Source organism: Thermoanaerobacterium xylanolyticum LX-11, from assembly GCF_000189775.2.
Lineage (GTDB): Bacteria > Bacillota > Thermoanaerobacteria > Thermoanaerobacterales > Thermoanaerobacteraceae > Thermoanaerobacterium > Thermoanaerobacterium thermosulfurigenes.
Genome location: NC_015555.1, coordinates 1531982 through 1545063, shown reverse-complemented (window position 1 = coordinate 1545063; position 13082 = coordinate 1531982). Strand labels below are relative to the sequence as shown.

13 protein-coding genes, 1 tRNA gene, 1 other RNA gene and 1 other annotated feature are annotated in these 13082 nt (G+C 33.2%); of the genes, 13 read left to right on the top strand and 2 right to left on the bottom strand.

The genetic code is table 11. The features are described from left to right. Positions 1-84: 84 nt before the first annotated feature. Positions 85-1128, bottom strand: coding sequence for a C39 family peptidase (locus THEXY_RS07615; protein ID WP_013788259.1), 1044 nt, complete (start codon positions 1126-1128; stop codon positions 85-87). Positions 1129-1550: 422 nt separating this feature from the next. Here THEXY_RS07615 and THEXY_RS07610 point away from each other — a divergent pair, with 422 nt between their 5' ends. The 5 genes from THEXY_RS07610 (at position 1551) to THEXY_RS07595 (ending at position 5120) form a co-directional block, all read left to right on the top strand. Continuing rightward, a complete protein-coding gene (locus tag THEXY_RS07610) occupies positions 1551-1739 on the top strand; it encodes a hypothetical protein (RefSeq protein WP_013788258.1) in 189 nt (62 codons plus the stop codon). Between the two features lie 241 nt (positions 1740-1980). Continuing rightward, the gene (gene rnr, locus THEXY_RS07605) at positions 1981-4128 is read left to right on the top strand and encodes a ribonuclease R (RefSeq protein WP_013788257.1); all 2148 of its coding nucleotides are present in this window, start codon (positions 1981-1983) and stop codon (positions 4126-4128) included. A gap of 87 nt (positions 4129-4215) precedes the next feature. Then, positions 4216-4683: an SsrA-binding protein SmpB gene (gene smpB, locus THEXY_RS07600; RefSeq protein ID WP_013788256.1), complete on the top strand. Its 468-nt coding sequence runs from the start codon at positions 4216-4218 to the stop codon at positions 4681-4683. A gap of 5 nt (positions 4684-4688) precedes the next feature. Next, positions 4689-5038: a transfer-messenger RNA gene (gene ssrA / locus THEXY_RS12395) on the top strand. A gap of 9 nt (positions 5039-5047) precedes the next feature. Continuing rightward, positions 5048-5120 (top strand) — tRNA-Ala (locus tag THEXY_RS07595). Between the two features lie 100 nt (positions 5121-5220). Here the strand turns inward: THEXY_RS07595 and THEXY_RS07590 are convergent. Further along, positions 5221-7323, bottom strand: a complete 2103-nt coding sequence (locus tag THEXY_RS07590; protein ID WP_013788255.1) for a glutamine synthetase III family protein — start codon at positions 7321-7323, stop codon at positions 5221-5223. 297 nt (positions 7324-7620) lie between these two features. Here THEXY_RS07590 and THEXY_RS07585 point away from each other — a divergent pair, with 297 nt between their 5' ends. From THEXY_RS07585 to THEXY_RS07550, 8 genes are all read left to right on the top strand, one after another. Continuing rightward, positions 7621-8547: a Gfo/Idh/MocA family protein gene (locus THEXY_RS07585; RefSeq protein WP_013788254.1), complete on the top strand. Its 927-nt coding sequence runs from the start codon at positions 7621-7623 to the stop codon at positions 8545-8547. 93 nt (positions 8548-8640) lie between these two features. After that, on the top strand, positions 8641-9825 hold the full coding sequence (locus THEXY_RS07580; RefSeq protein ID WP_013788253.1) for a biotin/lipoyl attachment domain-containing protein: 1185 nt from the start codon (positions 8641-8643) through the stop codon (positions 9823-9825). Between the two features lie 11 nt (positions 9826-9836). After that, the gene (locus THEXY_RS07575) at positions 9837-10538 is read left to right on the top strand and encodes a YggS family pyridoxal phosphate-dependent enzyme (RefSeq protein ID WP_013788252.1); all 702 of its coding nucleotides are present in this window, start codon (positions 9837-9839) and stop codon (positions 10536-10538) included. Then, a complete protein-coding gene (locus THEXY_RS07570; RefSeq protein ID WP_013788251.1) occupies positions 10539-10949 on the top strand; it encodes a cell division protein SepF in 411 nt (136 codons plus the stop codon). It begins immediately after the preceding gene. A gap of 15 nt (positions 10950-10964) precedes the next feature. Beyond that, entirely contained in the window at positions 10965-11255 is a 291-nt protein-coding gene (locus THEXY_RS07565; protein ID WP_013788250.1) for a YggT family protein, read from the top strand. 26 nt (positions 11256-11281) lie between these two features. Then, positions 11282-12025 (top strand): YlmH family RNA-binding protein, encoded by a 744-nt coding sequence (locus tag THEXY_RS07560; protein ID WP_013788249.1) that lies wholly within the window; start codon positions 11282-11284, stop codon positions 12023-12025. 27 nt (positions 12026-12052) lie between these two features. Then, positions 12053-12541, top strand: coding sequence for a DivIVA domain-containing protein (locus THEXY_RS07555; protein ID WP_013788248.1), 489 nt, complete (start codon positions 12053-12055; stop codon positions 12539-12541). Next, entirely contained in the window at positions 12531-12776 is a 246-nt protein-coding gene (locus THEXY_RS07550) for a TM1266 family iron-only hydrogenase system putative regulator (protein ID WP_013788247.1), read from the top strand. The genes THEXY_RS07555 and THEXY_RS07550 overlap by 11 nt, the downstream gene beginning before the upstream one ends. A gap of 46 nt (positions 12777-12822) precedes the next feature. Next, positions 12823-13032 (top strand) — a binding site (T-box leader). The last annotated feature ends 50 nt before the right edge of the window (positions 13033-13082 follow it).

Genomic DNA, 13082 nt, shown 5'->3' with positions numbered 1-13082 from the left:
ATTTTATATATCAAATTTTACTAAATAGTTCAATCTTTCTGCTGAATCTAAGTTTATAATATCAATTTTATTTAGTGATTACATTTACATACCCCATATTGTATATGCAAGATTACTAATATAGGATTTATCATAATTAAAATCTCTATATACATCATTGGTATTCCAACCATCATGAACAACATACCAATAATTTGTTGTATAACCCATAAATACTACATAATGACTGCCGTAATATGGGTGTAATAAATAAAGTACAGTACCTGGTCTGTTATTATTTATCTCATTTTTAATTGAGTCATAACTTGTTACAAGATCCCCAGTATAGAACTGACCATAGTAAACTCTATTTGTATATTGATTTAATCCATTTTTATACCATAAAAAAGGTGTTGCGCCGACTGTTGTTCCTATATCTTTTGCAAGTTGTGCTATATCATTATCTGCATTACCTGTTATTAATTTAGGATAACCATTATGCGCCCAGAAGTACAATAAATTATAAGCTGCTACTGGTCCACAAGATCTATTACCAACAACTTGTTCTGTTCCAACATTATAAAGTATTTTACCAGATGATAATGCGGTTACATTAGTTGTAATGTTTTTTGTTTTTAATAAATTTTTTGCATCCTTACTTGTATCTACACTTAATTTTACACTACTATCATATGTGAAATCAAATATTTCTTTGGATTTTGATTTTTCATTTCCTGCGGCTACACCATAGTTTGATGGTCCATCATACAATAATGTTATTTTCTTATTATTAAATTTGTCTGATTTGGCTTTTATATATTCAGAAAGATAGTCTGAATATGGTGATTGGCCAAGAGCATATTCAACAACTTTATCAGTTTTAGGGTCTACAATGACATATCCAATTATTTTGTTACCATGCAATATATTATAAAGGTAAGCTGATAATTGATCGTCCGAATTATATAAATTTATTCTTTCACTTATTTTTTCTCCATTCCAAATCATAAATTCACCGTAATTTGAAATGTTCTTTATTTGTACTTCAACATCTTTATCTACAGTGTTATCCATAGCAAAAACAAAACTAAAGGTAGAAACTGTAAGAAGAGTAACAACCAGAAGCAATAAAACTAATTTCTTTAACACAGAAAACATCTCCTCATTTGAAAATTATTTTTCTTTTAAAATATATTAAAAATCATATATGAGGTAATTTTATCATATCATATCCTTTCATGTTTTTAAATTTTTATCTATTTAGTGTAATTATATCATAATTGGTTTTGCTAAAAATTACAAAAAATAAATTTTTCATTAAATTTTTCTTGAGAAAAGCAAGTAATTATTTATAAACACTCTAATTTTACCTAAAATGCTTTGCAAGGCGAAGACAGACCGAAAGGTAAAAAGCAAAGGGAAGAAAGAAATAAAATTAGCAGTGTATATTAGCAAACGGAATGAATGCAGGGAAAATGAGTTAGACAGAAAAAGGAGCAAACAATTTAGCAAAGATATTAGCCTTAAAGATAAGCGGAAAACTTAATAGTGTTGTAGAAGCATATTTTAATGTGATAATATCAGAAGAAAAATTAGCAGAGATAAAAGAAGAAATAAAACTATCAGCAGCGGATGTAAACAAAAAGCAGAAAAAAGTAAAGACATATCACATACAAAAAGGTGGTATGCCGTTTGAAGGTTGTGCAATGACAAACAGTCGAAAAGCAATAGGGGAAATACACTCAGATACAAATGCCTAAGCGAACTAAAAGTCATATAAAAGGCGCAATATGAAGACAGAAATGGAGCAAAAACAATTGCAAGAGAATTCACAATACATTAAACATTATGTGGATAAAATTTGAAGAAAAAATTTGCTAACGACTACTTGACACAAACAGTTTTTCTTTAATATTTCTCATAGTAGATGTTATAATTATAATAGATAAATGGAAAATTAATTATGTAAATTTTTATTTTAATGGATTGAGAGGAATCGGTATGAATTTTAAAGATAAATTATTAGAGCTTTTTAGCGACGAAAATTACAAACCTTCAAAGATTGAGAATATTTTAAAAATGCTTGATGTGGATTATAGTCAAAAGGGCATTGTTGAGGAGCTATTAAAGGATTTAGAAAAAGATGGAACAATATATAAGACAAAAAATGAAAAGTACGCTTTGTCAGAAAGATTGGATATAATAAAAGGCAAAATAGATGCCACATCAAGAGGATTTGCTTTTTTGATACCTGAAAATGAAAGCATTAAGGATATATTTATTTCTAAAGATAATTTAAACAGTGCAATGCAGAATGATACAGTTCTTGTTCGGGTTACAAAGAAAGTTGAAGGGAAGAAGTGGGAAGGAGAAGTTGTAAAAATACTCAAGAGGGCTAATTCTACCATTGTAGGTACTTTTGAGAAAAGCCGCAATTTTGGTTTCGTAGTTCCTGATGATAGAAGCATTACGCAAGATGTATTTATTTCAAAAGCTGATACCATGAATGCCGAAGATGGTATGAAGGTGGTAGTTAAAATAACTAAGTGGCCTGAAAAGCGGAGAAGTCCTGAAGGAAAAATAATTGAAATTTTAGGCAGGAAAAATGATCCTGGAGTAGATGTATTGTCAGTGATTCGCTCGTACAATATACCTGAAGAATTTCCAAAGAAAGTCATAAAAGAAGCAGAAAATATACAAGAGAAAATATCAAGTGAAGAAATAACAGGAAGGATAGATTTGCGTCACTTAAATATTGTAACGATAGATGGTGAAGATGCAAAAGACCTTGATGATGCTGTGGCAGTAGAAAAACTTGAGAGCGGCGATTATGTACTTTATGTCAGCATTGCAGACGTCAGTCATTACGTCAAAGAAGGTTCTGAGCTTGATAAGGAAGCTTTAAATAGAGGTTGCAGTGTGTACTTTATAGATAGAGTCATACCAATGTTGCCACACAGATTGTCAAATGGAATTTGCAGCCTCAATCCATCTGAGGACAGATTGACACTTACGGTAAAGATGAAGATAGACAAAAATGGTAATGTTATAGATCACGATATATTTGAAAGTATAATACGAAGCAAAGAAAGAATGACTTATACTAATGTGTACAAAATCTTAGAAGAAAATGATGAAAAATTAAAAGAGCGATATAAAGATTTAATAGAAGATTTTAATAATATGAGAGATTTGGCAAAGATTTTGTTAGAAAGAAGGAAAAGGCGCGGTAGTGTAGACTTTGATTTTGAAGAAGCAAAAATAATTGTAGATGAAAAGGGAAAACCAATTGATATTGTAAAGATCGAAAGGAATGTAGCCCATAGGATTATTGAGGAATTTATGCTTGTTGCAAATGAGACAGTTGCTGAGCACATGCATTGGATCAATGTGCCTTTTGTATACAGGGTTCATGAGCATCCGGACATGGAGAAACTGATGGCATTTAATAAATTTATACATAATTTAGGTTATCACATAAAGGGCATTGGAGGAGATGAAATACATCCAAAAGCATTGCAAGAGCTTATAAAGCAAGTGAGGGGCAAAAATGAACAAAGAGTTGTTGAGACGCTTCTACTAAGGTCTTTAAAGAGGGCCAGATATAGCCCAGAGGATTTAGGACATTATGCTTTGGCGACGCAGTATTATACACACTTTACATCGCCTATAAGGAGATATCCCGATCTGATAATCCATAGGATTATCAAAGAGAATATTCATGGTAAATTGAATGAGAAGCGGCAGGAACATTATAACAAAATATTAAATGACATTTCATTAAAAGCTTCAGAGAGGGAAAGAGCGGCTGATTCGGCGGAAAAAGAGATTGAAGATTTGAAGAAAGTAGAATACATGAAAGAAAGAATTGGGAATATCTACAAAGCTATAATCGCCAACGTGACAAATTATGGCTTCTTTGTAGAGTTAGATAACACAGTAGAAGGATTAGTCGATATTGACACACTTGATGATGACTATTACCATTATGATGATGAAACATATACGTTAATAGGCGAAAGAACGAATAGAAAGTTTTCTATAGGTGATATTGTGTACGTAAAGGTAGTAGGTGCTAACGTGGACAGGAGAGAAATAGATTTTGTCTTGGCTACACCAGATGAAATCCGCAATGTTGAAGGTGCTTGACATGTGAATTTAATGTGCTATAATAATTAAGCGCAGACCCATGTACTGTGAGGGAACAATGTATTTTACAGAAAAGGTGTTATTCTTATGAGTAGTGAAAATATAAAGGTGCTTGCACAAAACAAAAAAGCCAGTCACGACTATTTTATAGATGAAGTTTATGAAGCAGGCATTGTGCTTTTTGGTACAGAAGTCAAATCTGTACGCATGGGCAAAGTGAATTTGAAGGACAGCTTTGCACTTATAGAAAACAATGAGGTTTTCTTATACAATATGCATATAAGCCCATATGAAAAAGGCAATATTTTTAACAAAGATCCACTTAGAACGAGGAAATTGCTTCTTAATAGAAGAGAGATTAATAAATTGACTGGCTATGTCACTCAAAAAGGCTATACATTGGTTCCTTTAAGGGTTTATCTTAAACATGGGCTTGTAAAGGTGGAATTAGCAGTTGCCAGAGGTAAAAAATTGTACGATAAAAGAGAAGATATGGCAAGAAGAGATGCTAAGAGGGAGATAGAAAGGCACTTTAAAGAAAGTCAGCATATATGATATACGGGGGTGTACTGGTTTCGACGGGGGTAGTTGAGGTAAAAGTAGCGAGCCGAGGTTCCATCTGCTCGTAAAACGGTGGACTTAAATATAAACGCAAACGATAATTTAGCTTACGCTGCTTAATTACAAGCAGCCGTTCAACCTTTGATTCCCACATCAAAGGATTGGGCGTCGATTTAGTGGGGAACTGATTTATCAAAGCTTTGAGATAAATCGGATTTTATGAAGCTACCGAAGCAGTTATCCTGTCACTGGGAGAGCTGCAGAGGGAATGTTAAAACAGTGACTGCGCTCGGAGAAGCTTTTACTGTGACACCTTCGGACCGGGGTTCGACTCCCCGCACCTCCACCATACATATTCGGGGATATAGCTCAGTTGGGAGAGCGCTACAATGGCATTGTAGAGGCCAGGGGTTCGAATCCCCTTATCTCCATTAAAAAAAGCCTTGAGAACCGATTGATTTGTAATTTAAATATGAATTATCATATAAAAAAACTATTGAGGTTAAATACCCCAATAGTTTTTTATTATATCTACACGTAGAAAAGCATGTCTGCATATGTTGGAAGTGGCCAAATATCAGCGTCTACCAAAGTTTCTAATTTGTCACCTATTTCTCTAAGCTCTCCCATTTTTGCAAATACTTCATCTCTGTAATATTTAGCTACGGCAAAAGAATCTCCTTCAATATTTGATGCATTATTTACAGCGCTTTCAAGATTGTCGATTCTTCTCTTAAATTCGGCTGTCAATGAAGAAACTTCCTTCAATAAATCGGCTTGTGCGTCAACTGAAGCGTCTAATCCAGTTTCTTTTACTGCGTTTATAGAGTCTGCAACATTTTTAATGAATTTTAAAACTGCCGGAAGAATTTGCTTTTTAGCCATATCAATCATTGTCAACGCTTCTATGTTTATAGTCTTTGAGTAATTTTCCAACATTATTTCATAGCGAGCTTCTAATTCTACCTTGCTTAATACGCCGTGTTTTTCCATGACTTTTACATTTTTGTCTTTCAAAAGGGCAGGAATAGCATCAACTGTTGAAGCTATATTTGGAAGTCCTCTCTTTTCAGCTTCTTTTACCCATTCTTCTGAATACCCGTTTCCGTTGAAGATAACTCTTTTATGATTTACTACGATCTCCTTTAATATTTTTTGAACTTCTTCATCAAAATTATCGGCTTTTTCAAGTCTATCTGCAATTTCAGATAAAACATCTGCTACAATCGTGTTTAAAATATAGTTTGCAGTTGCTACTGATGATGAAGAACCTACCATTCTAAACTCAAATTTGTTTCCAGTAAATGCGAATGGAGATGTTCTGTTTCTGTCGGTGGAATCTTTGTGAAGCGTAGGAAGCGTTGTTACGCCAATTTTCAATTCTCCACCTTGCTTTGAGTTTGTGGCACCGCCAGTTTCGCCTATTTGTTCTAAAATATCAGTTAATTGATCGCCTAAGAAAATCGAGATTATTGCCGGTGGAGCTTCATTTGCACCAAGCCTGTGGTCATTTCCAGGTGTTGCAGCAGATACTCTTAGTAAATCAGCGTATTCATCGATTGCTTTGATAACTGCACACAGGAAAACTAAAAATTGTGCATTTTCGTGTGGAGTCTTTCCGGGATCTAATAAATTTAAACCGTCATCTGTACTCATAGACCAGTTGTTGTGTTTTCCAGATCCGTTGACACCGGCAAATGGTTTTTCGTGCAATAGACATACTAGATCATTTCTTAAAGCAACTTTTTTCATTATATCCATTGTCAATTGATTGTGATCCGTTGCTATGTTTGTCGTATTGAAGATTGGCGCTAATTCATGTTGAGCAGGTGCGACTTCGTTGTGCTCGGTCTTAGCTGATATTCCTAATTTCCAAAGCTCCTCATCAAGCTCTTTCATGAATTCGAAAACTCTTTCCCTAATAGTGCCGAAATAATGATCTTCCATTTCTTGACCTTTTGGTGGTTTTGCGCCAAATAATGTTCTGCCTGTCAATATTAAGTCTTTGCGTTTTTCATACAATTTTTTATCTATCAAAAAATACTCTTGCTCTGGACCAACAGTTGTTATGACTCTTTTTGAAGTGTTATTTCCAAATAACTTAAGAACTCTTAATGCTTCCTTTGATAATGCTTCCATAGAGCGCAATAAAGGTGTCTTTAAGTCTAATGCTTCGCCAGTGTATGAGCAAAATGCGGTTGGGATGTATAGGACATTATCTTTGACAAATGCAGGAGATGTACAATCCCATGCAGTATAGCCTCTTGCTTCGAATGTAGCCCTTAATCCGCCTGAAGGGAATGACGATGCATCAGGCTCGCCTTTTATAAGTTCTTTGCCTGAAAATTCTGTGATGACTTTACCGTCTGGTGTAGGAGAGATAAAAGATTCGTGTTTTTCTGCAGTAATACCTGTCAATGGTTGAAACCAATGTGTAAAATGCGTCGCTCCTTTTTCGATAGCCCAGTCTTTCATAGCGTTTGCTACTACGTCGGCAACTTTTGGGTCAAGTGGTAGTCCCTCATCGATTGTCTTTCTTAAAGCATTGTATGTTTGCTTTGGTAGATGCTCTCTCATCACTGCGTCATTAAATACATTGGCGCCAAAAATATTTTTCAAAGAATTTTCTGACATAAAAATCCCCTTTCATTTATTTTTTTGGTATTAATGGAAAATATAAACAAAACAAGGACGCCATTAATACACGCAAAATATATTAATGAAACGCCCTTGTCTCATTTTTAACTATTAAATTTTCTCACAAATAATTAATTAAATATTATCACAAATTTCATGCAAATGCAAGTACTTCATTTTTAAAAAGTCATGTACTTTTCTTGGTTATATTCCTGATTTGTTATATAATATGCATAAAAGAAATAGAGGTTTACAAATTTTCTAAGACAGCAAATGAATTATAGAGGTGAGGTTATGAATAAGTTGAAAGCTATAATCGTAGGACCGGGTAATATATTCAAAAGGGCATATTTGCCATTTATATTTAATGTAGATATGCTTGAAGTAGTTGGCATTGTAGGCAGAGATGAAAAAAAGCTTTTAAAGTATAAGGAGAATTATAAAGTTAGCACATATACTTCTATAGATGAAGCAATTGCTTTAAAACCTGATTGTGCTTTTGTGCACACTTCTACTGATAGCCATTATGAGATTGTGAAAAAACTTCTTACAAATAATATTCATGTTTATGTGGACAAACCTTTGACAGATGACTTAAAAAAAACTGAAGAACTTTATAATATTGCACTTAACAATTCACTTATTTTGACTGTTGGGTTTAATAGAAGATATGCACCATTGTATGTTAAAGCATCAGAGAATTTCGGAGAGCAAAAACCTGAATTGTACATGATGGAGAAAAATAGAAGTGGCGGTGTTGGGGGTGATATCAAATTCACCCTTTATGATGACTTTATACATGTGGTTGATACACTGTGTCATCAACTTGGCAATGTTGCAAGTATAAATATTTCACATGTGAGAATGATAGAAGAAAATAATAGCATGAAATATATAAATGTTGAAATTACTTCGGATAATGGAATCGCAATTGGGGTGATGCATAGAAATAGTGGTGCAGACAGAGAAGTGCTTGAGGTGCATGGGTATGGGAAAAGTGTCATAGTTGAAAATTTTGAAAAATTGATAGTATCTGACAAAAACAATGTATCTATTTATAGTCATAATTCTTGGGATAGTGTATCATATGTGAGAGGTTTTGAGAGTGCAGTAAATAATTTCTTATATTCTATAAATTCTAAAGAAATAAATGATGATGAAATAAAACTTTCTTTAAAAACACACCAATTAATCGATGAAATTCTGAAAAAGATAATTTGAACTACAGATAAAAAGTTTATAAAATAAGTGCTAAAGAGTAAATTTTAAGAAGGAAAAATTGATTTTTTATAGAATATAATCATAGGTGGTTTTATGAAAAGAATTTTGAATATTATCATAGCAATTGTTGTCATACTTTACATAGGAAAAGTTGCAGTAAATACTATAAGTGGAAAAGATAAGACAATACCACTTAAGCCCGGTAACTTATCGGAGTCAATAGACGCTTATGGTTACATAGTGGTTGATGCAATGGTCATAAATTCTCCTATTGATGGGAAAATAAATATGTTAGTAAAAGATGGGACAAGAGTGCCAAAAGGCAAAGAAATAGCAGAAGTCATATCGCCAAACTTTGATAAGTCGAAATTGGATGAGCTAAATTCTATAAATGAAAAGATTCAGAGCATTAAGGATGATAAAGACGCAAATCCCTATGCAAAAGATATAGAAAGTATAAATGCTCAGATAGATGAATTAAACAAGGAATATCAGCAGACAAAAGACAAGAGCGTTTTAAACAGTTTAAGCAAAAAAATAGATGATTTAATAAGCAAAAAAGAGCAGATAATCAAAAATGGTCCTTCGTCGATTAGAAATTTAGATGATCTTTATAGTCAAAAAAAACAATTAGAAAGCATTATTTCTAATGGTTTGTACAAGGTATATTCGCCTGAAGCTGGAGTCGTAAGCGATTATTTTGATGGATATGAAGATATTTTTAGTGTAAACAAATTGTTTAACATCACATTAAATGATATAAATGCAGTACAAAAAGAGCCAGCAGAAATAAAAGGTGAAGTAAAGCAAGGTGAACCGATATTAAAATTAATAGACAATTATGACTGGTATGTATTGTCTGTATTGGACAAAAGTAAGAGCCAAAAATTAAAAGAAGGGAACAATGTAAAAGTAGAAATAGATGATAAATATAGTCAATTGTTAGATGGAAACATAATGAAAATATATTCGATATCCGACAATTTATTTGGTGTAGTGATAAAGATGGATGATGCTTATGACGATTTTTATAAAAAAAGGAAGGTTAAAGTCGACATAACAGTAAATAACTATGAAGGCTTTATTGTGCCAAATACGGCTATCGTAAAAGTTGATGGAAAATATGGCGTGTATAAATTAAATAATGGCATTCCTCTCTTTGAAGAAGTCGACGTAAAAGCGCAAAATTCAGAAAATGCCGTTGTAGAAAGTTCAGATGGAAATTTAAAAATGTATGACGAAATATTAGTATATGGTAAAGACTATTTAAAGAAGTAAGAGGGATTATTATGGATATACGTTATAATATTGATAAAGTAAAAGAAAATGTCAAGAAGCATGCATTAAAAGTTAATAGAAATCCTGACGATATATTAATTGTGGCAGTGACTAAAACCGTCGATGTCTCAAGAATAGAAGAAGCTATAAAATACGGTATTACGGATATTGGAGAAAATAAAGTACAAGAGTTAGTAGACAAATATCCAACATTAATGGATAAGGTGCAGTTCCATTTTATAGGTCATCTTCAAACAAATAAGGTGAAGTACGTAATAGATAAAGTGAAGATGATTCATTCACTTGACAGTGTGCGCCTTGCAGAAGAAATAGATAAAAGAGCCAAAAAATGCAATAGGATTATGGACTGCTTGATCGAGGTAAATGTAGGTTCAGAAGAATCAAAGTATGGAATTGAACCGTCAAGCTTGTTGGAATTCATAAAGGAGCTTGAAAGCTTTGACAACTTGAAAATAAAAGGTCTGATGACTGTGGCGCCGTATGTAGATGCTGAAGATGTAAGGCCTTATTTTAGAAAAATGAAGGAGTTATTTGATAACACTAAATCTTTAAATCAAAAAAATTTAGATTTTAAATATTTGTCTATGGGTATGACGAATGATTACACTGTTGCCGTTGAAGAAGGCGCCAACATCATACGTATAGGTACAGGAATTTTTGGGAAAAGATTATATGATATGGAGGTAAAATAAATGGCTGTAAAAGTGATTGAAAAGCTTATGAATTTTTTTGGATTTGATGAGCAGGAAGACGAAGGGGATGCTGAAAAAGTTGAAAACGAATTACCCTTTAGCCAAAAGCCAAAAATAGTTAATATACATACACAATCGCAGATAAAAGTAATTATTTTGAAGCCAGATAGTTTTGAACAGGCGCAGACAATACTTGAAAACATAAAAAATAAAAAGCCTATAATTATTGATCTTCAAAATATGGAGAGAAATGATGCTCAGAGACTCATAGACTTTTTAAGCGGTGCTGTTTTTGCGTTAAATGGAGAAATTAAGAAAATTGCTAATAGCATATTTTTAATTGTGCCGGATAATTTTGATATTGCTGGCGATATACAAGATGAAGTCGATTCAATGTTCAACTTAAAGTAATGAGGAGGGTATGATTTGACGACAAACTATGCTTTGATCTTAACATTAAACTACTTTTTTGAGATTGTAAATTGGCTTATTGTAATAAGGGTGGTATTATCTCTTTTGAGAATGGAGAATATGGGAAATCCTATATCGCGATTTGTCATCATCGTGACAGAACCTATTTTAGATCCTTTTAGAAGGTTGCAATTTAAGTCATCGATTGGAAGGAATATGATGATAGATTTTTCACCTATCCTTGCTATGTTGGCTATCCAATATGTGATAAGACCAATATTAGTAAGCTTGATTTCGTTAATATGATTTATTTACTTTAAAAGGGTGAAGGAATGGAATACAGCATTGCAAGACTTAATGATATGATAAATTGGGTACAGAAAAATAGGCGTGATAGATTTACAGATTTTCTAAGTATGAAAGATCAGAAGATACTGCTAAAGTTGATTGATAAACATGACGATATAGATTGTAGATTTGATGGTGGATTTAAAGAGGCTGAGAGAAAAATAGCCTGTATATATCCATCGTTTCTTGCGATTTCCGATGGTGAACATTTTGATGCAATAAAGGGGATAAGGATAAATGGCGACTTAATAAGGTTGTCACATAGAGATGTGTTAGGTTCACTGCTAGGTCTAGGTATAAAAAGAGAGAAAATTGGTGATATAATTAAAAGACAAGAAATCTGCGATGTAATAGTGCATAGGGATATAGCTGATTTTGTTTTGATGAATTTGAAAAAGATAGGTCGAGAGAAGGTTATTGTTAGTTCAATTGACTTAGATGAGGTTATAGAGCCTGTAATAGAATATGAGGACATTAAAACAACAGTTGCATCTGTAAGGCTTGATAGCATAATCGCGGCGGGGTTTAAAATATCCAGAACAAAGGCTTCGGATTTGATAAAAGCTGGACTTACTGAAGTGAATTGGGAGACAAATATATCGCCTTCATTTGAAGTAAAAGAAGGTGACATCATATCTTTAAGAGGTTATGGAAGGATCAAATTCCAAGAAATTTTGGGTACATCGAGAAAAGGCAGGGTATATGTTCATATTTTAAAATACAAATAACAATAAAATGACAAGGAGTGGATTGGCATGTTAACACCTATGGACATACACAATAAGGAGTTTAAGCGTTCATTTAGAGGTTATAATGAAAATGAAGTTGATGAGTTTTTAGACAAAGTTATGGAAGACTATGAACTATTGTATAAAGAAAATTCTGATCTAAAGGACAGAGTAAATATATTAAATGATAAGTTGCAGAACTACACAGATATAGAAAAAACGCTAAATAATACGCTGGTCGTTGCCCAAAAGTCGGCTGAAGATTTAAAGTTAAATGCTAAGAAAGAAGCTGATTTAATAATACAGCAAGCACAACAAGAAGCAGAAAAAATAATGCAGAAAGCCAATCAAGAAGTAGTAAGGATTAGAGCAGAGCTTGAAAGTCAAAGGAAAAAATTGAATGTATTTAAGGCTAAATTCAAAACACTCCTTGAAGGAGAACTTGAGGCGATATTATCTATAGACGACAGAGAATTTTTTGATGATGAGAATGATGTGAGAAATGATGAGGAATAGACTTGCTGTAATCGGGATCTTAGTCCAAAATAGAGAGTTGGCGTCTGAAAAAGTTAATCATATTTTAAGCGAGTATGCCGATATCATAGTGGGCAGAATGGGTATTCCATATAAGGAAAGAAATGTGTCAATCATATCGCTGATTGTCGACGGTACGACGGATGACATCGGTGCTTTAACTGGCAAGCTTGGTAGCATTGAAGGTGTAAAAGTAAGGTCTGCCATTACGACTTAAGATGTTGACGTCTTTTTTTACATATTGTATAATTATTTAAAATGCGAAAAAAGCGATGAAGAGGACAATTTATGCAAACAAAACTTTTAAGAGAGTTGGCGGTCGGTGGAAGCCAATAAGTTAGTTTGTCATATATCACCTCGAAGCTGCTGGCTGAAATTTAGTAAGCTAAGCCGGGAAAACCCCGTTATCTCATGAGTGATTAAGGCATTTAGCCTTAATAATTAGGGTGGTACCGCGACTTCTCGTCCCTTTGGATGAGAGGTTTTTATTTTTTCTGCATTTATGCAATTTGAAATAGGAGGT

Excerpts from the sequence above, each read along its gene's own strand:
- rnr (WP_013788257.1), top strand. The coding sequence starts at position 1,981 with ATGAATTTTAAAGATAAATTATTAGAGCTTTTTAGCGACGAAAATTAC.
- smpB (WP_013788256.1), top strand. The coding sequence starts at position 4,216 with ATGAGTAGTGAAAATATAAAGGTGCTTGCACAAAACAAAAAAGCCAGT.
- THEXY_RS07590 (WP_013788255.1), bottom strand. The coding sequence starts at position 7,323 with ATGTCAGAAAATTCTTTGAAAAATATTTTTGGCGCCAATGTATTTAAT.
- THEXY_RS07585 (WP_013788254.1), top strand. The coding sequence starts at position 7,621 with ATGAATAAGTTGAAAGCTATAATCGTAGGACCGGGTAATATATTCAAA.
- THEXY_RS07580 (WP_013788253.1), top strand. The coding sequence starts at position 8,641 with ATGAAAAGAATTTTGAATATTATCATAGCAATTGTTGTCATACTTTAC.
- THEXY_RS07575 (WP_013788252.1), top strand. The coding sequence starts at position 9,837 with ATGGATATACGTTATAATATTGATAAAGTAAAAGAAAATGTCAAGAAG.
- THEXY_RS07570 (WP_013788251.1), top strand. The coding sequence starts at position 10,539 with ATGGCTGTAAAAGTGATTGAAAAGCTTATGAATTTTTTTGGATTTGAT.
- THEXY_RS07560 (WP_013788249.1), top strand. The coding sequence starts at position 11,282 with ATGGAATACAGCATTGCAAGACTTAATGATATGATAAATTGGGTACAG.
- THEXY_RS07555 (WP_013788248.1), top strand. The coding sequence starts at position 12,053 with ATGTTAACACCTATGGACATACACAATAAGGAGTTTAAGCGTTCATTT.
- THEXY_RS07550 (WP_013788247.1), top strand. The coding sequence starts at position 12,531 with ATGAGGAATAGACTTGCTGTAATCGGGATCTTAGTCCAAAATAGAGAG.